The 17785-nt window shown below is 59.0% G+C and carries 17 protein-coding genes and 1 pseudogene; 4 read left to right on the forward strand and 14 right to left on the reverse strand.

Annotated features, from left to right (window positions below; all coding sequences use genetic code 11):
* Positions 1-168 precede the first annotated feature (168 nt).
* Positions 169-442: pseudogene (locus GWK63_RS16735) on the forward strand (MucR family transcriptional regulator); the annotation flags it as partial.
* Between the two features lie 34 nt (positions 443-476).
* Here GWK63_RS16735 and GWK63_RS16740 read toward each other — a convergent pair.
* From GWK63_RS16740 to GWK63_RS16795, 11 genes are all read right to left on the reverse strand, one after another.
* On the reverse strand, positions 477-1082 hold the full coding sequence (locus tag GWK63_RS16740; RefSeq protein ID WP_081749555.1) for a hypothetical protein: 606 nt from the start codon (positions 1080-1082) through the stop codon (positions 477-479).
* 227 nt (positions 1083-1309) lie between these two features.
* Entirely contained in the window at positions 1310-2614 is a 1305-nt protein-coding gene (locus GWK63_RS16750) for a DUF1173 family protein (RefSeq protein WP_112210239.1), read from the reverse strand.
* Positions 2611-4953: a type IV secretory system conjugative DNA transfer family protein gene (locus GWK63_RS16755; protein ID WP_112210241.1), complete on the reverse strand. Its 2343-nt coding sequence runs from the start codon at positions 4951-4953 to the stop codon at positions 2611-2613. Before GWK63_RS16755 ends, GWK63_RS16750 begins: the two co-directional genes overlap by 4 nt.
* 3 nt (positions 4954-4956) lie before the next feature.
* Positions 4957-5562, reverse strand: a complete 606-nt coding sequence (locus GWK63_RS16760) for a hypothetical protein (protein WP_112210243.1) — start codon at positions 5560-5562, stop codon at positions 4957-4959.
* 10 nt (positions 5563-5572) lie between these two features.
* The gene (locus tag GWK63_RS16765; RefSeq protein ID WP_112210244.1) at positions 5573-6718 is read right to left on the reverse strand and encodes a secretion/conjugation apparatus DotM-related subunit; all 1146 of its coding nucleotides are present in this window, start codon (positions 6716-6718) and stop codon (positions 5573-5575) included.
* The gene (locus GWK63_RS16770) at positions 6715-7224 is read right to left on the reverse strand and encodes a lytic transglycosylase domain-containing protein (protein WP_007396178.1); all 510 of its coding nucleotides are present in this window, start codon (positions 7222-7224) and stop codon (positions 6715-6717) included. The genes GWK63_RS16765 and GWK63_RS16770 overlap by 4 nt, the downstream gene beginning before the upstream one ends.
* Complete coding sequence (locus GWK63_RS16775) at positions 7221-7643, reverse strand: hypothetical protein (RefSeq protein WP_039998253.1); 423 nt, start codon at positions 7641-7643, stop codon at positions 7221-7223. Before GWK63_RS16775 ends, GWK63_RS16770 begins: the two co-directional genes overlap by 4 nt.
* Positions 7640-7888, reverse strand: coding sequence for an IcmT/TraK family protein (gene icmT / locus GWK63_RS16780; protein WP_010511855.1), 249 nt, complete (start codon positions 7886-7888; stop codon positions 7640-7642). The genes GWK63_RS16775 and icmT overlap by 4 nt, the downstream gene beginning before the upstream one ends.
* A complete protein-coding gene (locus tag GWK63_RS16785; RefSeq protein WP_007396180.1) occupies positions 7888-9051 on the reverse strand; it encodes a type IV pilus twitching motility protein PilT in 1164 nt (387 codons plus the stop codon). Before GWK63_RS16785 ends, icmT begins: the two co-directional genes overlap by 1 nt.
* Complete coding sequence (locus GWK63_RS16790; RefSeq protein ID WP_112210245.1) at positions 9048-10088, reverse strand: type IV secretory system conjugative DNA transfer family protein; 1041 nt, start codon at positions 10086-10088, stop codon at positions 9048-9050. Before GWK63_RS16790 ends, GWK63_RS16785 begins: the two co-directional genes overlap by 4 nt.
* The gene (locus GWK63_RS16795) at positions 10081-10539 is read right to left on the reverse strand and encodes a DotD/TraH family lipoprotein (protein WP_157998275.1); all 459 of its coding nucleotides are present in this window, start codon (positions 10537-10539) and stop codon (positions 10081-10083) included. The genes GWK63_RS16790 and GWK63_RS16795 overlap by 8 nt, the downstream gene beginning before the upstream one ends.
* Before the next feature lie 220 nt (positions 10540-10759).
* Here GWK63_RS16795 and GWK63_RS16800 point away from each other — a divergent pair, with 220 nt between their 5' ends.
* Positions 10760-11416 (forward strand): DUF433 domain-containing protein, encoded by a 657-nt coding sequence (locus GWK63_RS16800; protein ID WP_039998255.1) that lies wholly within the window; start codon positions 10760-10762, stop codon positions 11414-11416.
* Between the two features lie 2 nt (positions 11417-11418).
* On the opposite strand, the gene GWK63_RS16805 is transcribed toward GWK63_RS16800, so the two are convergent.
* Entirely contained in the window at positions 11419-12204 is a 786-nt protein-coding gene (locus GWK63_RS16805; protein WP_223846567.1) for an RES family NAD+ phosphorylase, read from the reverse strand.
* The gene (locus GWK63_RS16810) at positions 12197-12880 is read right to left on the reverse strand and encodes a hypothetical protein (protein WP_007396187.1); all 684 of its coding nucleotides are present in this window, start codon (positions 12878-12880) and stop codon (positions 12197-12199) included. Before GWK63_RS16810 ends, GWK63_RS16805 begins: the two co-directional genes overlap by 8 nt.
* Before the next feature lie 431 nt (positions 12881-13311).
* Between GWK63_RS16810 and GWK63_RS16815 the strand changes: the two genes are divergently transcribed.
* Together GWK63_RS16815 and GWK63_RS16820 are read left to right on the forward strand one after the other, a co-directional pair.
* Positions 13312-13689 (forward strand): helix-turn-helix domain-containing protein, encoded by a 378-nt coding sequence (locus tag GWK63_RS16815; RefSeq protein WP_039998257.1) that lies wholly within the window; start codon positions 13312-13314, stop codon positions 13687-13689.
* Positions 13689-14912 (forward strand): type II toxin-antitoxin system HipA family toxin, encoded by a 1224-nt coding sequence (locus GWK63_RS16820; RefSeq protein ID WP_007396190.1) that lies wholly within the window; start codon positions 13689-13691, stop codon positions 14910-14912. Before GWK63_RS16815 ends, GWK63_RS16820 begins: the two co-directional genes overlap by 1 nt.
* A 167-nt stretch (positions 14913-15079) precedes the next feature.
* Here the strand turns inward: GWK63_RS16820 and GWK63_RS16730 are convergent, their stop codons facing one another.
* A complete protein-coding gene (locus tag GWK63_RS16730) occupies positions 15080-17704 on the reverse strand; it encodes an ATP-binding protein (protein WP_240919174.1) in 2625 nt (874 codons plus the stop codon).
* Positions 17705-17785: the final 81 nt, after the last annotated feature.

Below are 17785 nucleotides of genomic sequence, written 5' to 3' on the forward strand. Positions count from 1 at the left end.
CCTCTTCTTGACCGCCCGCCCGACTATGCCTGAAATAGCATCTGGCTGGGTCAATTCCTGATGAAAAACCCGGGTCAGTTCTCAGTGAAAATCAACAGTCAACTCTTCAGCATCCTCCCAGGACCACTGCGAGCCGTCCACACCATCAGTTCTCAGTGAAAATCAACATCCTATGGCGTGACGCTTGAAGAATATCGGCGGAAGTGGGGACTTCCGTCTCATTATCCTATGGTCGCTCCCAATTACACAGTGCGCAGATCGGAACTTGCACGAGAAATCGGATTGGGGCGAGACATAACGTCTGCTGCGACAGAATTTGATGATATGGGCAACGGAACCGGCATTGCCAGAGAGGTCGCAGGAGAAGCGTCGGGGCAGAAAGAAGGCCATCCACCAAAAGCGGAGCGCGCCGTCAGACGAGGCGGCGTGGCTGTTCTTTTGATTCAGTCATGATGATGAACAGACGGCTGTCTACCTTATATCCCGACGCTAGAGTCCGGCAGACGAAAGATTCCTTTTATACAATCCAGATTGCGGATTGCGATCTGCGTGTGTGTCTTTTCCCGGAAGGCGCTACCGGGATAGAGTTCGCCGCCTTCCTGGAAAAGGCCGCGCACCGTATCATAAGGTGCGAGATGAGACTCTGGGGCTTCAATAGAATCGTGAAGATACCTGATAACAGCGCAGTCGAGGTTACGAAAAAGTTTATCACTATTTACGTCGTGCCGGGAATCACGGTTCACCGGCATCGGTATATCATCCGTGCTTAATGTCTCTCGCAGGCCTTCATAGGCGGTCTTGAGCATCTCCAGGTCTTCGCGTGTCGTTAAATCAAGACAGTTGCCCAGATCTACGACCAGACCAATAACGAACGGTTTGAAACCGGAATCCCTGCGCTGTTTCTGATATGCCCATTCTTGCGCACGTAACGGGTCGGACTCCCAGACATAGAAACCCGGTCCAAGCCAATCGTAGTCGGTCTCCGACGGAGTTGGTGCGCTTTCTCCGTTAATCAGTTTCCGGCCGACCTCTTCAGAACAACCATGATAACCGAGTACAAAAGATGTATGAAGAGCTGTCAACGCAGTTACGCTTTAAGCATGCCCTCAATGCGTGGGTCACGCGTGTACTCTTTGGTAACCGCGCCTTTGCTATCGATAATCCCCATTCGCAGCAAAGCCGCATGGGCTGTCCGCTTGCTCTTCGTGTTCGCAAGGGTCTGCTTTCTTATTGCTGCCAGAGCAACCTGATGGGAGTTCAGCTTCATGGTGCTACATATAAGGCAGCCAAGTGAAGAAGTCACCCTGTTTTATCTCAGCCTGCCTGATGGAAAAGGCGGCATCCGGCTCCCTGTTGTCGCATCCCATGACCACCATCCACCTGCTCCGAAGGTCGCGTCGTAGTAGTTTTCTTTTTCGGCTCGTCTGGTAGTGTAGGCCTCGTCCGTGCGACCGAAAACTTCCATTGGATATCCGTCACTCCGCGCGGTGTCCTGCAAGATGAAGTCGGGAAAAACGAGATCCCGTTCTGCGTCGAAACGTAGTGGTTTTTCGAATGCGCGTCCCGCTGCCACGAGGGCATCGGCTACCGCCAGTTCATGGCTGCTTTCGAAAGGAAGCATGCTGCGAGAGACGGTCATCAGGGCACCGGTCCTGACTTCCGCCTGGATCCAGCCCCTCCACCGGCTATTGTGCGTTCCGATGTTTCGTGCCGTCACATAGAGCAGCGCTACAACATGTGCCTGCCGCGCCGCTTCGGGCAGGGCGAGCGTGGCTGCCGCCAGCTGGTGCGACCGGGCAAGACGGTTCCTCTCGGCCGCAGGCACTGTCAGAAAGCAGCGGTAACCGTTGCGCTGGCCGCTCAGGGTCATGGTGAAATTGCCCCTGGGATCTGGTTCCAGAGCCTCCACGAACCCGATCAGGAACAGATGGTTTTCCTTTCCTTCTGTCCTGACAATGGCATGGAAACGCCGTCCGAACTTTTCATGCCCTGGGGCAACAGGGCAGAGAAGATCGGAGATCAGTCGGCCCTGCGCCCGGATCCGGGTTCCGGCAGAGGCGATCCGACCCAGGGCCGCTGTCGGTGTGCGGTGTCTGGCAAATTGCGGCCGCCATTCGGTCAGCCCCGCCCGCTCCCACAGGAGATGGAGCAGCCCGAGAGGCGTCATCCGGCGCTGTCGCGCCTGTCCGGGCCGATCTGAAGCAGGCAGCGGCGTGTCATCGACTGGCCGGGGTGGTCCCTTGCGGCGCAGGCCGATCGACAGGGTCACAGCGACATCCCCATCCTCACCCTCGCGAATTACGCTATTTACATAGCTGGCGCGCCCACTTTTCTCCGGATCAGGCTTGTAGAAGGGGCATGTCTTTTCATGAAGTGGCCCTTCATTTGGCCATACGGCGAGGTGATAACTGTGACTGTCCGCCCGGTAACGGATCTGTAGAGGCAGTGAGGCCCCGCGATGCTGGCACAGGCATCGCGCCTTGTCAGAACGCTCCGCGCTCCAGCTCTCATCATATTTTGCCTTCAGGCGGCGTCCCCAGCGCTCCGGGTCGGTCCGGCGCCATTCGAGCTGGAACCTTTCCCCGCCGGGAAGGATGATGATCGTGCCCGTCATGCCGAGGTTTTTTCTCGCAATATCCTGATCTGGGCGAGGATTTCCTTTTCGGTCATTCCGGTGCTGGCCGCGCCCTCCTTCGGTGCGCCTTTTGTCATAGCGTCCCTGACACCCAATAGAAGCAGTGCCTGACGCCGGGCTACACCGGGCTGCCGGTCCACGCGGCGTTCAATAGCCTCCAGGCGTCCAAGCAGGTGACCGTCGATGGGAGGTATGGTGCGGGGCGGTGTCCGAAAACCGGGTTTCGGGATGGAGGCAGCGTCACGCAGCATATAGGAAAATGGTGTCAGCATGTCTGTTCCGGCTGCATGCTCATTCTCTTCATCGTCATTGGCGGTCGCAACCCGGCGTGGTGCGGCGGCGACTGCTGCACCAATCTGTGCAAAATTGCGCAGGATGTCTTGAGAACCTGAACCGAGGCGGTCGACTGCTTCCTCGAGTGCGCGAACATCCGGCTCGTCGTGTACGGTGGTCAGTTCAGACTGAAACAGACCGCCTTCGATTGTCGCGAGGAGGGCAAGCAACTGCTGGTCCGGGGGCACCCGATTCAGGTCCAGCGGCGCTGCAAGCATGACCGGCTGGGCCATGCGGATCGCGCCTGACCGCCCATTGACGGCGGCAAAGAACGTCTTCGAATGGACGATGCGGCCGGCATACATCGTTATGGCCTCGCCCTCGATGAGTGACTGAAGGTCTGCCCAGGGAATACGGGCGACTTCCCGGACTTCGGCACCCCGTCCTTCCCGGTAACTGCCAGCCGAGTTGCCTTCGAAATGCGTGGCTTGACTGACCTCGATCCGATCGGACTGCTTTTCGATCCACTCGCGCGTGCGCATGGCATCCTGCAGGCGCATGGCGTGGGTGAGGTTGGCGTTGCCGAGCAGGGTAAAGGCTTTGTCGCCGATGCGTGTCGTAAGACCCGGAAGATCCTGAAACCCCAGCCAGAACATGCAGTTCAGGCCGCGTCCCATGGCCAGCTGCCGGTCCATGCCGTCCGTGACGTAGGCGGAGAGTTCGTCGTAGAAAAAATGGAACGGCGCGTCGCCGCTGCCTGCCTTGAGCTTGAAGACCTGCTCGGCGGGGCCGTCAAGGCGGGCGCCAAGAAGCTGGGCCATGACGCCGCGACCGGCCGCGACCACGATCTTGCCCAGTCCGGCCAGCGTATCCGATGAATTCTCCAGCGCGGGCAGCGTGACGACGAGAATGCGGCGGTTCAGCACCACATCGCGCATGTCGATATCAGGGATCTGGGCACGGAATATGTGTCCGAGACTGACGCCAAGCTGTGTGAAGACCCGGGTGAAATACATCTTGGCGTAGCCATGCTGCTCGCTCGGTTTGTTTTCCTTCTGCTCATTCCACGCCAGAGAGGAATCATATCCCGGCAGTTCGCCCAGATAGGCCTGGGCCGGATAGAGGATATCATCAGGAATTTCGGGAACGCTGATCTCGATGGGGTGATCGGAGCCGGGATTGCGGATCAGGAACACACGATGCCGGGCCAGCGTGCCGATCCAGCGCAGTTCCATGGCGTAGCGCATGGTCTCGATGTTGATCGGCACGCCGTGCGTGTCGCGCATCCAGGTCAGCACTGGAGCGATCGTGCCGGCAAGGCCGACAGCACGGTCCCGAAAGACGCCGTTGGCGTCGTTGCTCGACGGCTCACCAAGCTGGCTGACCAGCATTTCACGGATGGCGTCGGCATTGCCGGTTGCAAACGGATTGAACGTATTGGACTGGCGAATGCCGCTTGCGGTCAGAAAATTGAGATTGAGCACCTGGTCGTCCAGCCCGAAGCGGCGGGCAAGCGCCAGCACATCGCCGTGGACCGTGTTGTCACCCTTGCCGTCGATCAGGATGAACCCGGATCCATGCGCGAGAGGATTGGCCAGCAGGGAGATGGCGGATGTCGTTTTGCCTGCACCCGTTGTGCCGGGCACGGCGGCGTGCTGGCGCCCCGCGTCGGATGAAAGCCAGAGTTGCTGGCCGGTCAGTCCGTCCGTTCCAAGATATATGATGCCTGCCGCCGCCCGCGGCCGACGGGTTTTGGGATCAAGATCGTGTTTGTCCTTCAGGCCGGAATACCTGGGCAGATGAAAAGGCAGCACGGGCTGGCGGGTCATGACCCAGAGCGTCAGGCAGAGGGCGAGGGGAAAGATGATCCCGACGATCGCGGGAGCCAGCACGCTGAGCCCTGCCAGAATCATGAGGGCGAACCCGGAACTGCTGGATTGCAGCTCTTCGGCGATCCGGACCGTGAAGGGACGCGTGTCGCGATAGGTGGAGCCGTGTTTCAGTTGCTGGTGGACCTGCGGCCCGCCGATCTCGCGCTTCACCATGCTTCAGTCTTCCAGCCCGAAAGGAGATTTTCCCGTGTCGATCGTGGGCGCCACGGGAGCGGTTGGTGCCGTGGGGGAAACCGGCGCCGTCGGCGCTGTCTGCGCGCTACCTGGGGGTTGCGGATAAGTGATGACAGGCCGCTGCGCCATGATGCGTCGTGCGGCATCGATTTCCGCGCTCGCCGGGTGACCGTCGGGATTGCCGACCACATTTCCATCGACCGGCATGCGCGCGCCCGGCACATAGGTTGAGCGGACCCCTGGCGCGCCTTCGTCCGTCATGGGCGCGCCGGAGAGTGGGGGTAGAATTGCAGGCGGCCGTAGCATGCCAGTGGGCCCCGTGTCGGGAACGGCGCGGTCGGAAACCATGGCCTGACGTGTGCCGATGATCAGGATGGCGGCCAGCCCCCCGGCGATGAGCGCGGGCAACGCCTTTTTCAGGCGCCAGCGCCGTGCTGCTGCCGCTTCTGGTAAAGTGGCTGCCGCATCGTTCGTCTCCGTATGCCCGAAATCAGATCCAAGATGGAAATGGAGCGGCTGTAAGCCTGTCCCGTCGAGTTCAATGGTGATGGGCGCCCGGCCATCAGCGTGGAGGATGATACGGGTCATGGGAAGATCCTTATGCTTCGGGCATCGGGCGCAGGATGGCGAGTGCGTTTTCAACCGCAGGGATGTAGATCGGACGCTGGTAGCGCCGCTCTTCGCTCCAGTGCGCACGCGCGCCGGCGGCCTCGATGCGGGGATTGGGATGAAGGTCTTCGGCCGGGATTTCAGCAGGAAAGCCGAGTGAGTGCAGCGCGTACCACAATGATCGGTCGATAAGCTTCACGATGGCGAATGAGGAGGGTGCCAGTACGCCCGCCTGACGCCGGGCCTCGTGCAGCAGGGTCATGAGCGCGGTCACGCTCCATCCGCTGCGCTCGCAGACCGTATCGATACAGTTTGTGATTTCCTTGTCCTGCAGGGCAGAGCGGGCGCTGCGCATAACGGACTCTGGCACCGTGAGCGGCGCCAGCGGACCATGCGGACCATCAAGGCCGGCGTCGGCCAGACCGGCAGAGAGTTCACCAAGCAGGGCGAGGGCTTCTCGGCGCCTCTGGAGGTAGTGCATCGCAAAGGCAACGAGAAGCACCTGTTCGACAGGGGATGCGGCGTTGATGCTGGACCAGTGGCGGCCCAACTGGCGCGTGAACGCCTCGAGCGCGCCGGTTTCACTGTAGCGGCCCTGTGCATCGACAGCGAAGCGCGCGCCCCATTCGGCACGTGTCAGGGCCGGGTCCGCGGGCAGGGGGATACCATCCGTGGGCGTTACAAGCCTGTCCAGTCGGCGTCGGACGAAGCCTTTCAGTGTGGGAAACATTTCTGCCTGGACCGCGATCAGACCTTCCAGATCGAGCGCTTTCGCAAATCGGCCGGGGGCAGCACGCCACATGCATAACCCGCCCAGGAGGGCAATCACGATGGCCACCGGCCATTTCAGGGCGTTGCCCAGGATTGCAAGGCCATAATAAAGCTGGATCGCCCGCACCAGATCCGGTCGATATTGCGCGGCCTGCAACTGGACCTGCAGGCGCATCAGGTCGGGATTAGACGTATGCAGCAGGTTGATCTGCCCCAGCATGGCCCACAGATAGACGGCTGTGATCTGCGTATGCCACAGGCTCCAGGCCATGTAGCTGAACAGCAGGACCCCGACGATGATGATGATCGAGGAAAAGAGCAGATAGTCATCGCTGGATGACCATGGGACGCGGTTTGTGCTCATGAGCGATCATCCCTGCGGTTTCTGGCCATCATCGTGAGGGCGATGTCGTAGAAACGCCGGAGATAGGCATTGCCATGGCGTGGGGTATGAGAGTGATAGAATGCCACGGCCTGCCAGAGGTCGCCGTGTGCTTCGTGCATCGCCTGACCAAGGATCCAGGCGCCTGCCTCGATATTGGCGCACGAACTGTCGCGCAGCGCCGCATATGTTTGCGCGGGCGTGCTGTGCCATCGCCTCGCGATGCGATCAACCCATGTCGTGTTGACCTGCATCGGTCCGAGATCCGCCGTGCCGTTACCGTTCGGGCTGACCATTCCGGGGCGGCCGGCCTCGACATAGAGGAGGACGAGCAGCACGCCGCGGGGCACGCCGGAGATTTTTGCCGAAGCCTCCAGACAGGCTGCAATCTGGCGGCCATTTTCTTCGATGCTCGTGGCGCGGGCGGTCGTGCTGGCGACAAAAAGGGGAAACGCCCCGAGTGCCGCCAGAGCGAGGCGGAGGATCATGTCGCCCCCTGCAAGGTTGGCGCGACATCAGCGATCCGGCCATGGGCTTCGCCCCAGAAGTCGATCAGATGATTGAGGACCAGCGCGTCGTCCATCTCCGCAAGCCTCATCGTGACATCGATCAGACATAACATCACGACCGTAAATGAACCGGCGCGTACCTTGCGTACGGCATAGCCGAGCGCGCTGTCGGGCGTCCTGCTGACATCAAGGGCAAAGCCCGTTCCCGTCAGTTCCAGCCACAGGGCTTCGGCACTGATCAGGAAAACCGGCAGATAGGCTTCAGGGTGTGCCGCGTCAGCTGGTGATACGACCACCCTTTTTCCGGTGCCACGGTCCAGCAGTTCAATCGGCTTGCCGATTTCGGCCAGAAGCCGTGTCTGCGCCGCACTGATCGCTGCCAGGTCGATCGCGCTCATGAGAACCGCCTCCTTTGCCATGTCGGCAGGGCGGTGCGGACCGGCCCGATGAGGAAGCGTCGCATGGAGCGTATCGCGGCCGGCAGCGTCAGCCCGAAAAACGAGATCGTGCCGAAAAACACCACGCCGAAGACCCCGATCAGCAGGGTGGTGAGGCTCCAGTGTGTTACGGAGATGAGAATGGGAAAACAGCTGCGGGCATCGAGAATGAAAACCCGGACAGGATAGGCCGTTGCACGCCACATCACGCGTCTCTCCTTTCTTCCGCCAGTGCGGTGTCTTCGGTGATCAGATCGGCATCAAGCAGTTTGCGGATAGCCTTTCCGAAAGACTGGCCCTGCGCCTCGACCGCGTCGGCCACGACGTCCGGCCAGTCTGTCGGCTCGGTCCGGGTCAGCTTGCGGCGCAGATCACGATCGAAGGTGAGGAATTCGCGGATCGCAACACGCCCGCCGCCCTTGCGGGGCACAAGGCGCTGGTTGATGCAGAACCGGAGCGCCTGAGCGAGGGCCGAGACCAGGTTGTCACGTTCCGAGGGGGGACAGAGCGCGATCGCGCGCTGGATCATGAGGGAGACGCTGTCTGCATGCAGCGTCGTGCCCAGGATACCGCCCATCATGGCGATATTGATGGCTGCATTCATGGTCTCGCCGTCCCGACATTCCGTGATGATGCCATCGCTCATCTCGCGGCGTGTCAGGCTGCGGGTGAAGGTGGGAAAAGTCAGGGTAGGGGGGCGGATCTCCGTCTGGCTGATCCGCGATCCTGAAGGCGGACGCAGGTCGTCCAGCAGGAACTCGATGGGCTCCTCGCCGGTTGCCATGTCGCAGTATACGGTCGGGTCCATCAGTTTTTCGATGGCGAGCCCGAATTGCAACGTGGTCTTTCCGGAACCGGTTGCCCCACCAAACAGGACCATGCCGCTTTTGAGCCTGTTCGTGTCCCGGATTTCCTGCTCGACCATCTGCTGGTCAAGGCTTGCGGGCCGGGCGGGGATCGGACGCATGACGATGTGGACGCCACTGCCACGCTTGACCGAAATGGGTGAAAGATTGATCCGGAAACGCAGATTGACCTTGCGGTCCAGTGCCACGCTGTAGGCCGTATCGAGGATATGGCCGACACCAAGCATGGCCATCCCGTCAGAGGCATAGACATGGCCGACGATATCCGCCAGCGCAAGGGAGTCCGTCGCTTTGCATGTGGCGTAGCGGATCACGCCGTGCACCTTGATCGTGACCGGATGGCCGGTCTTGATGTCGATGCGCGAGGCGCCGAGGCCATGCGCCCAGCGAAGGAGGGAGTCCAGCCCTGGCGCGTTACGCCGTCGCTCCTCGACCCAGGCAAACGCTTTCCTGCCTTCATCCGGCCAGCGTTCGTCGGTCGTGACGGGGATGGTGATATTCATCGGCAATGCTCCGGATAACCGTAATCGCTTCCGCGCCGGACGTGGCCCTGAAGCCCCGGCTGGCTCGCGATCCGGATCGTGCGGTCATTGAGGTGGAGGGTGTCTCCTCCTCCCACGGCATCCTGGTGCTCGAACACGACGCGCGGTTCTTCGACGCGCCCGGCGTTCAGCAGCACCCGGTAGCGGGCCATGCCGGTAATGTCGCGCTGCAGGCGCGACAGATCGGAGAGGAAGATCTCGGTTGCCTGCTTCTCTCCGTCTGCCCAGCCTTCGGCCACCCACTGGTTCCAGTGTGACACTTCCGCCTTTGTGCGAGGCAGGGCCGCCGCTACCCGGTGATGCGGTTTGCCCCATGTCCGGACGAGATACGTGCGCCAGTCCGGGGGCGCGGATGTCAGTTGTGCCTCCCGGGTGATCTCGAAAACACATTCTGTCTCGTGCGCCACCTGGCCGGTGTCATTGAGCGCAAAGGCCATCTGTGCTTCGGTGACGATGGGGGGCTGCATGAGGGTCTGGCCGCTCCCGATCGGAAGTACGATCGACCGGAAATCATAAGTGGCGTCGAGTGTCTCCTCGTGGCGCCGCAGCATCTCGTTGATGGCGAATGCCCGGGCGGCCAGACCGCCCTGCGCGCCGTAAATATGCGCGGCTTCCCGAAGCTGGGCGCTTCGACCGGGTTTCAGGTCACCGCCTGGCTCGTCATTGGGGCGGGTATTCTCAAGGGCCTCAAGAGAGGGTGGCGCTTCGCCGCCGACCACCTCGTCGAGCGTCGAGGCTCCTGTCACCGGTTTATTGATGGGATTGGCAAGGGCGGGGTCAGCCCCGTCCACCTGATCCGCACCCGGCTGGGGCGGCTGTGGCTCCGGGACCAATGTGCCGCTGCGGGCCGATGGCGGGGATGGAGACGATGTCGGTAGCCGGACGTGCTGCCCCTCCTCAATGACAACCTTCCCCGTGGAGACAGAAGCCGCATGGGTCGGGCTGCCTGCGGCCGTCACGACGATGGCCGAAGATAGAAAGAGCGCCATCTTACGCATGCCAGGCCACCGTTATCGCGTGGTGAAGCGGGTCTACCGAGACCATGGCCTGATCTCCGGCCTGATCGCCCAATGTCCGAAGGATATCCACCACGGCGGCAACGCTGTTGGTCGCGACGCGCATTGCTCGGGGATGGCCGGTGACAGTCACGCTGTAACCGATTTCCTGACCGAGTTTTGCGACGGCCTTGCCCAGCGGGCCGTCCCACACGAACCAGATCCGGCGGGTCAGGTCATCGGGGAGCAGGGGTTGGTTGGCAGATGCCACGACCGGAGACGGGCGGATGCTGCCAAGTTCACGAAGATCAGTCGTGGTCTCTGCTATTGACCGCTGCAAGGCCAGTTCAGGATTGGCCATGCCGGTCGTCGCAATGGGAGAAGGTGACGACAGGCTCTGCGCACAGGCGTTGAGCGCCATGGGCAAAAGAAAAATGAGCAGAGAATGTTTCATGAGCTTCTCCGGATAACGGAAGAAGCTTCGAAGATCATCTTGCGACTGCTGCAGCAAAAATTGGCTGCGTTGCTTTTTATTTCATGCAGGTTTTGAGAGCAGATTTGGGTCTTCTTTGGAATTTGCTTTCGTCAAATTGACCCGCAGGGCCATGGCAGGCGCTTCGTAAGACTTGATACATCCTAATTATTCCCTATTATGGGATTCATTGGGGGCGCACATGATAGAAATCCAGCCCGTTACCCTACGCGAAGCGCAGTTTCTGATCGGGATGTCGGAAAAGGACATCAACCGGGCGATTGATCGTGGGGAAGTAGAGAAGATCAGCGAGCCGGAAGAGGACATGCCGGTTCACGGTGTGGGGAAGGGGCGTAGGCGGGTACGAAAGATCGGGCTCTCGGAGTTGTTGTTTCTGGCGCTTGAAAAGCAGATGCATGCGGATCTAACTCCGACGGGGCGCCGGAAGTTGTATCAGGCCTTCAAAAAAAATGAAGCGAAAGCCAGAACCGTAAGCTTTGGTCCTTTTAAAGCCAATATTACCGAAATTCAGCGTAATTTTCTATCCAAATACAAGAAACTCCTCGACGCCAAGAAAAATATATTGGAGGAGGATGGGGCTGATCCTGTTATCAAGGGAACGGGTATATCTGCTTATCGTGTTGCTGCCCTCGCACAGGGACAGACAATCAAGGAGATCAAAGCGGACTATCCGACCCTGACCGAGGAACAGATTGAATCTGCTATTGCGTACACGGAGGCTTATCCTAAACCTGGGCGTCCATATCCGGTCCGGAGTTTTCGGCGGGCGGCTGGTGCATTGGCCGAGATGGGTATTTTTGATGCCATAGAGACTGGAGCTGAATCGGCAAAAGAATGATATTACTTCCCAGTGATCTGGACACCGATGGTCTCGGCTAACTCGACTAGAGCCGCATAAGTGTCTTCATTTTCCACGATATCGACCGAAGGTGCAATGCTGCTCAATGGATCTGGTGGCAAGCGATCTCCAAATAGGATGATAGCGCGCGCACGGTCGTCCTGACGCGACACCCACTCTAAACCTTGAACGTCTGGGCACTGAGCGTGAATGGCTTCGGCCCACTTGCGCGTTTGAGGATATATATCCTTATCAGTTTCAATGAGATCAACACGTGGAATACCGAGCTTGCGCAAGGCTGTGCTGCTAAGATCTGCAAGCGTGAGGTCAGTCGAGGACTGAAGTTGTGAATATTGATGGTTCTTTAGCTTTCGCTTTGCAACGGTCTTCAGTCCTGGCTCATGGGGAACATCATGGAAGACGGTCTCCATGGCTGCACATTCTAACGTCGTGCCGCCATAAATGGTCGGAATGGATATACCATTTGCATCAATGATCGGGCTAAATCGGGCGTTTCCTCGGGGACCAGGATTGAACGTATTTGCTCCGTAAGTCTCAGGATGGATGCGGTGGATTGTCTTGTCTGCCGACCAAATCGTTTTTTTTACGAGAGCATTAAGGTCTGGAGGGGGACGCGGGATTGTGCGGGACGTTGCTGTGACGGCGACAGGCGGGGTCGACGGTGACTCTGTCGTCTTCGGTTTTGCGCGAGATGTGGATATCTTCGTTGTGCCGGAATGTGCGGTGCTACGAGACTTTGGCTGAGTTGGCCGCCTCGGTTTAACCATGGAGCACACCTGCGATTTCGTCTTCTGCAGCCGCTAAGACGCGCTCTGGCGCACTTTTAAGTAAATCCTTAGGAGCCGTGCCGCCAAGAAAGCTGTTTGCTGACGCAAACCAGATTGCAATGTCCCATGCATCCAGTTTACCTTTGAACACCTTTAGAATTGGGACAAGTCCCTTGATTGGGCGGTATTGCATGTCGCGGTCGAGTGCATACGCCGGATACAGATCATTCCCGTCATGTCGCAAAGCAAAAACTTTTCCTTCGCGTTTCCACTTGTTTGGCTGGGCGCTGGCATTTTGGCCTTTGAAACCTGCAATTTCAGATAGTTGAACAGCGCTGATCCACTCTGCGCTCTCAAGAACCGTTTGCCGAGCATCTGCGTTCATGCGTGCCTCAGTAATGAGGTGCTCGGGAGGAGACGCAGCCGGAACAAGTGCATCAACAAGCTTCTTGAGGGTCGCTGTTTTATGAATGGCAAGCCGATCAATGATCAGGGGAGCAATAAGCCGAACGGCCTCTGCAAATGCCGATGCGGTGCTTTTATTGGCATGTGCAAGTTGAAACACAACGAATTGATTGTTGTCTGTATCCTGCAGACTGTCGCGAATTTCACGAACAGAGCCAGTTATCGGCTTAATGCCGGTGTTCGTGATTTCTCGATTTTGGACTGCGACCATGATTCCCTCCTGGGATATGATGGATAGATATATATATAGATATCCTACCTAGTCAATGATGGTGCGTGGCGGTGATCGTTCCGCGACGGGTGATGCAGCAGGCGAGGCCTAACACCACTTGTGAGGTGGCGAGTTCGAAGTCGATTGAGGCACGCGTAAGGGCTTCGGGCAATATGGGAACGAACGGGGCCTGGGGCAGCATTGAAGGCAAATTTGGTGCCTTGAAGACCGATGCTGCGCCGGGAGCAGGGTGGCGGATCTGCGCTCTTTTTTATACGCACCTGCACTATGGTGGGGAGTGCGGACACAGTTTTCTACGCGAGGAGCCGACTGCTGGTAGGAACGGTGCCGTAAAAGGCGGGTGCCAGAGTTCGCAGAAGGTCACATATGACGGTATAAGGCGTGTTGTATGTCAAATATGAATTATAGTCATGGGCTCACCCAAATCTCGCTTGGCTCTTGAACAACTTGGCCATGACCTTCGTGGCGCGCGCCTTCGGCGCGGCATGGCGATAGCCGATCTGGCCGTTCGTACCGGCACGTCAGCAAGTTCTGTCGCGCGCCTGGAAAAGGGAGATCCCGGTGTTGGGATCGGCACTCTGGCCGACGTGCTTGTCGTGCTTGGTCTTCTGGACCGGCTGGCCGACCTGATTGATATCCGCAAGGACGATCTGGGACTGGCGTTGGCTGCTGAACGTCAGCCTCGTCGAGGCCGAACTTCCGCGACCACGTTACGCAGGCGCCAGGACAAGGATAAGGCCGCGCATGGGAGAACGGATGTTATCGATCTGGACGGTGCTTCGTTCTGATGCCTGATTTCAGCGCCCATGTCGTTCTTGGCGACAGCCTGACTCCCGTGGGTCAACTGCGTTTCACGCAGGTAGGTCCGCGGCAGTTTTCGACCTTCACCTATGATCCGGCCTGGGTCGAGAATTCTCGGGCCTTTGCCATCCAGCCAACCTTTCCCCTTGGCTCTGGGCCGTTTCATGCGGCTGGCCAGCCAGGGAACGTGCGCGATGCCCTCGCGGGTGTCTTTGCTGATGCCGCGCCCGACAGTTGGGGGCGCAGGCTTCTCGAGCGTGCCTACGGCAATGGGCTTTCCGAGTTTGAATATCTCACACTGTCGGATGACGTATGTCGGCAGGGTGCGCTTCGTTTCGCCGATGATAACGGAGAAATCATTCGTCGCGGCGCCGATGACACCATACCGCGTCTGGTCGATCTTGCCGCTATTACGGCTATTGCGCGGGCATATGAACAGGGCAAGGACGTATCCGCAAGGGATATGCAGGCGCTTGCTGGTGCGGGTGGGGCGCGACCGAAGGCCAATGTTCGGGACGGCGATGTGCTCTGGCTTGCAAAATTTACCTCGGTTCACGACCAGTGGCCAATAGAACGTATTGAAGTTGCCACGCTTCGTCTTGCAAGGGCATGCGGAATCCGGACGCCAGAGGTCAGGCTGGAACTGGCTGAAACGCCGTTTCCTGTGGCTCTGATCCAGCGGTTTGATCGGCGTGGGCCTGGCCGGATTCCTTATATTTCGGCGAGGACTGCTCTGGGGAAAACCGGAACGGAACTTGGTTCCTATACGGAGATTGTCGATTTTATCCGGACCTATGCCGCCGATCCCCAGGCAGAGTTCCGCGAACTCTTCCTGCGTCTGGTTTATACCATTCTCGTGTCAAATAAGGACGATCATCTGAAAAATCATGGATTTCTCTATGTGGACGCTGGACACTGGCGGTTATCCCCCGTTTTCGATGTGAATCCAGCACCCGACCGTAACCCGCATCTGGAAACGGCGATACTGGAGGGCGGTCCGCATGATCGGTCCATTCATCTGGCACTGGAGGCGTGTGAATTCTTCGAAATTACCCCGGCTGAGGCCCGGCAGATGATCCGCGTGACAGCGCAGCGAATTTCGGATGAGTGGAGACCTGTTCTGCGAGAGGTTGGTGTTTCCGGGGCGATGGCGCGTCATTATGAGGCCGCCTTCATAAACGATCAGATCGGGATCGCGCTAACGATCTGATAATCAGATATGACCGATAATATCGTTTAGTATGCCATATACGACGCATAAATTTGTAGAATCTATCCTGCCAGACGCCGCCGCGCTATTGATCGAACAGCATGGTCAACATCATTGTGTCCGCAATGATCAGGCTGTGAGGACGTCAGGAGAATATCGGTCACTTTCTACCCAGTGGTAAATTCGAGTTCCGATTGTTCATCAATGGCGCGCAGGGTCTCGTACAGTCCTGCAGCCACGCCTCTGCCGCCTACGATCTCGTCCGCCAGTTCGTCCAGAACGCCGGCAAATGCTTCATCGGTCGCGAGACCAAAAACATTCATGCGTTCGCTTTTTCTGCGTTCGATCTCGCTGTTTGCTGTTCCCGAGGGAAATACGGTGGCAAGCATTCGCAGGGCCCGGGCAAAGTGGATCCGTTTGTAAAGGCGCGAACGGAGCGCCGTGTCTCCAGGCGTCGTCGAGAAAGACCAGAGTTCGATTGGCCCCAGGACGTTCACCAGAAGCTGTTCATATTTTGCTTCTCCGGCCGACATGTCCACGAAGAACGGCGCACCATTCTTTCCCGGACCCGGCAGCGCGTTGCGGATGACATAGGCGCTGGCATCAGACAGCTTGAAGCGTCGGATAAGGCTGTCTGCCGTCTCCTGATCACCGCATTTGAGGACCCATCGGGCGGTTGATATCTTGTAGAGGTCCTCGCTGAAATCGGTATGGTTCTGTGAAATGAAGGCGAGCTGGACGTTGTGCTTGCGCCCCTCGCGGCCGTCGCGGACAGCCTGCTTGTCTACCTGGGGCGCGGGTTCGGTGCGGTGCCACTCATCGAAATCGACACGCTTCGTCGTTTCGTACATCTCCGTGAAACGGGCGAGATGATAGTCTCGCATGGATGGGGGCATATGCGGGTCATCCGCATAATCGGGATGGAGAAAGAAATTCCGGGCCAGGATGTGGCGGCCAAGCATATACATGAGCGCTGTCTGGCGGTTGGCCGCGGGAGAACCGGATGGTGCCACCTCGGCAAGATCGAGGACGATCACGCGCGCGTCCCCCATATCCAGCCTTGTCGGGGACGCCAGCATGGGAAAATTCTTGATCACGTTCATGATGTAGCGATCAAACGTGTCGATCAGGCTTTCACCAGTTTCCAGGGTGATCTTGGAATAGCGTTTTTCGATTTCCGGGCTGCGGGCCGCAATCAGCAGATCCTGCAGGACCGGTACTGCATGGCGCTGGGCAAAACCTGCAAGGCGGTATTCCCTGAGATTGACAAAGCCATCGACGACATCCCGCCACCATGTCGGATCGTCCTCTCCCGCATGGTGGGGCAGGCTTATGCCCAGCGATGTTATTGCGGCATCGACATCCGGCTCGATCCCTGGCGTGTAGATTTTAGGCGTGCCCCCCTGCACCCCGGTACAGAGGCGGTAGGCTTCATCAATCACGTCCTCTACCAGATGGTCCATGCCCTCCCACGGCCTGCCATCCAGCGGCGTGGCAAGGAGCGAGATGAAATTCTGCAGGAAGACGCGCTCGAGTGGCAGGGGATATTCCAGCCCGACCTGGGTATCGAAGACATTGACCTCGAAGCCCGGGATTGCCTGCATCTTGACGTAAACCGCCTCGTGCTGGCGTTCGGGGCCAAGCGCGTTGCGTAGCATCTCGATCAGTCCGCGCGAGGACGGCCCTATATCGAGCTTGCCGATATAGGGGAGCTTCGTGCCGTGGCTGCTGATCGCGGCGCTGCTGAGGATCAAGCCCAGCAGAATGGTATTGGCCAGAACGGATTTTCCGCCGCCAGGTGGGGCTACGATAATGTCTACGACGGATGGGCGTAGCCCGCCCCCGGTCGGATCATAAGGCCAGATTGAACCATCGGGTTTGCGGAAGAGAATGGATCCCCTCTGCCACGGTGACGCACTGCGTGCCCACGGCATCATGGAGAACGCGTCACCGACAAGAGCGAGCGATGAGGTCGCAGTCGAACCGAGCGCCAGGGCAGGGACAGAACCCATGGCCGCTTCCAGCGGATCGCCCGAAATCCGCGTTGTCTTGCTGTTGCCCCACGCATCAATCGCCTGGGAGAGGTCCGACGCCTGCCGTCGCAGCTTCGCCTCTGCTCCAACCGGAGCCCAGGTTGTGGCGGTCATGCGCATCCGCACGGAATTATGGTTGTTTTTCTGGCGCTCCAGCTTGAGTGCGGCAAACGCTCGTCGAATGTCGCTATTTCCGGGGAACATCGCCAGAAACCCGGCTCCGGCTTCCTTGAAGCCGAAGGCGGCGCGGCCACCGCCCTCCAGAATCATGGCGCTGCGCCATGGCAGTCTCTTGCGGCCGAGCACGCTGGACAGTTCGGAGAACGGGCGCGGATCCTCTGGGCCAATCGTCATGTCGACCGGGGCGTATGTATAATCCCCCACGGTCACGAGCTGCCCGCCTTTCGTTTCGGCGTCGGCATTGAAGATCTGGTCCCGGATCGCCGGCCAGAGCAGGCCCTGCGGATGTGGCTGCGGGTCATCCAGATCGTCGGGAAGCCGTGGCATGACCCGGTCACCCAGCAGGGTCGGTTTCCAGGCGGAGCCCGCCGTTTCACGATAGGTCGCTTCGCGCGCGACCTGCAATGCCTGATGTGGACCGAGGAATTCGCAGGAAATATCGAACCCCTGCAAGGCTGCCTGAACGCGTGAAATGAACGATTCATGGCGGGCCGCCATAATGTCGGAGCGCAGGGCAAAACGTTGGGTATTGCCCACGCGGGAAAATTGGGAGGCAAGGGTCCGGCGCTCCTCTGCCACCTGTTGTGAGTGCTGGTTGTAATCTCCCCAAATGTGCTGGTTGAAAATTCCCCAGTTTGAGGACTGTGCGTGATCGTCATG

Source organism: Komagataeibacter rhaeticus (assembly GCF_011611525.1).
GTDB classification, from domain to species: domain Bacteria; phylum Pseudomonadota; class Alphaproteobacteria; order Acetobacterales; family Acetobacteraceae; genus Komagataeibacter; species Komagataeibacter rhaeticus.

Bases quoted from the DNA above. Each gene is read 5' to 3' on its own strand.
- GWK63_RS16750 (WP_112210239.1), bottom strand. From the start codon at position 2,614: ATGACGGGCACGATCATCATCCTTCCCGGCGGGGAAAGGTTCCAGCTC.
- GWK63_RS16755 (WP_112210241.1), bottom strand. From the start codon at position 4,953: ATGGTGAAGCGCGAGATCGGCGGGCCGCAGGTCCACCAGCAACTGAAA.
- GWK63_RS16760 (WP_112210243.1), bottom strand. From the start codon at position 5,562: ATGACCCGTATCATCCTCCACGCTGATGGCCGGGCGCCCATCACCATT.
- GWK63_RS16765 (WP_112210244.1), bottom strand. From the start codon at position 6,718: ATGAGCACAAACCGCGTCCCATGGTCATCCAGCGATGACTATCTGCTC.
- GWK63_RS16770 (WP_007396178.1), bottom strand. From the start codon at position 7,224: ATGATCCTCCGCCTCGCTCTGGCGGCACTCGGGGCGTTTCCCCTTTTT.
- GWK63_RS16775 (WP_039998253.1), bottom strand. From the start codon at position 7,643: ATGAGCGCGATCGACCTGGCAGCGATCAGTGCGGCGCAGACACGGCTT.
- icmT (WP_010511855.1), bottom strand. From the start codon at position 7,888: ATGTGGCGTGCAACGGCCTATCCTGTCCGGGTTTTCATTCTCGATGCC.
- GWK63_RS16785 (WP_007396180.1), bottom strand. From the start codon at position 9,051: ATGAATATCACCATCCCCGTCACGACCGACGAACGCTGGCCGGATGAA.
- GWK63_RS16790 (WP_112210245.1), bottom strand. From the start codon at position 10,088: ATGCGTAAGATGGCGCTCTTTCTATCTTCGGCCATCGTCGTGACGGCC.
- GWK63_RS16795 (WP_157998275.1), bottom strand. From the start codon at position 10,539: ATGAAACATTCTCTGCTCATTTTTCTTTTGCCCATGGCGCTCAACGCC.
- GWK63_RS16800 (WP_039998255.1), top strand. From the start codon at position 10,760: ATGATAGAAATCCAGCCCGTTACCCTACGCGAAGCGCAGTTTCTGATC.
- GWK63_RS16805 (WP_223846567.1), bottom strand. From the start codon at position 12,204: ATGGTTAAACCGAGGCGGCCAACTCAGCCAAAGTCTCGTAGCACCGCA.
- GWK63_RS16810 (WP_007396187.1), bottom strand. From the start codon at position 12,880: ATGGTCGCAGTCCAAAATCGAGAAATCACGAACACCGGCATTAAGCCG.
- GWK63_RS16815 (WP_039998257.1), top strand. From the start codon at position 13,312: ATGGGCTCACCCAAATCTCGCTTGGCTCTTGAACAACTTGGCCATGAC.
- GWK63_RS16820 (WP_007396190.1), top strand. From the start codon at position 13,689: ATGCCTGATTTCAGCGCCCATGTCGTTCTTGGCGACAGCCTGACTCCC.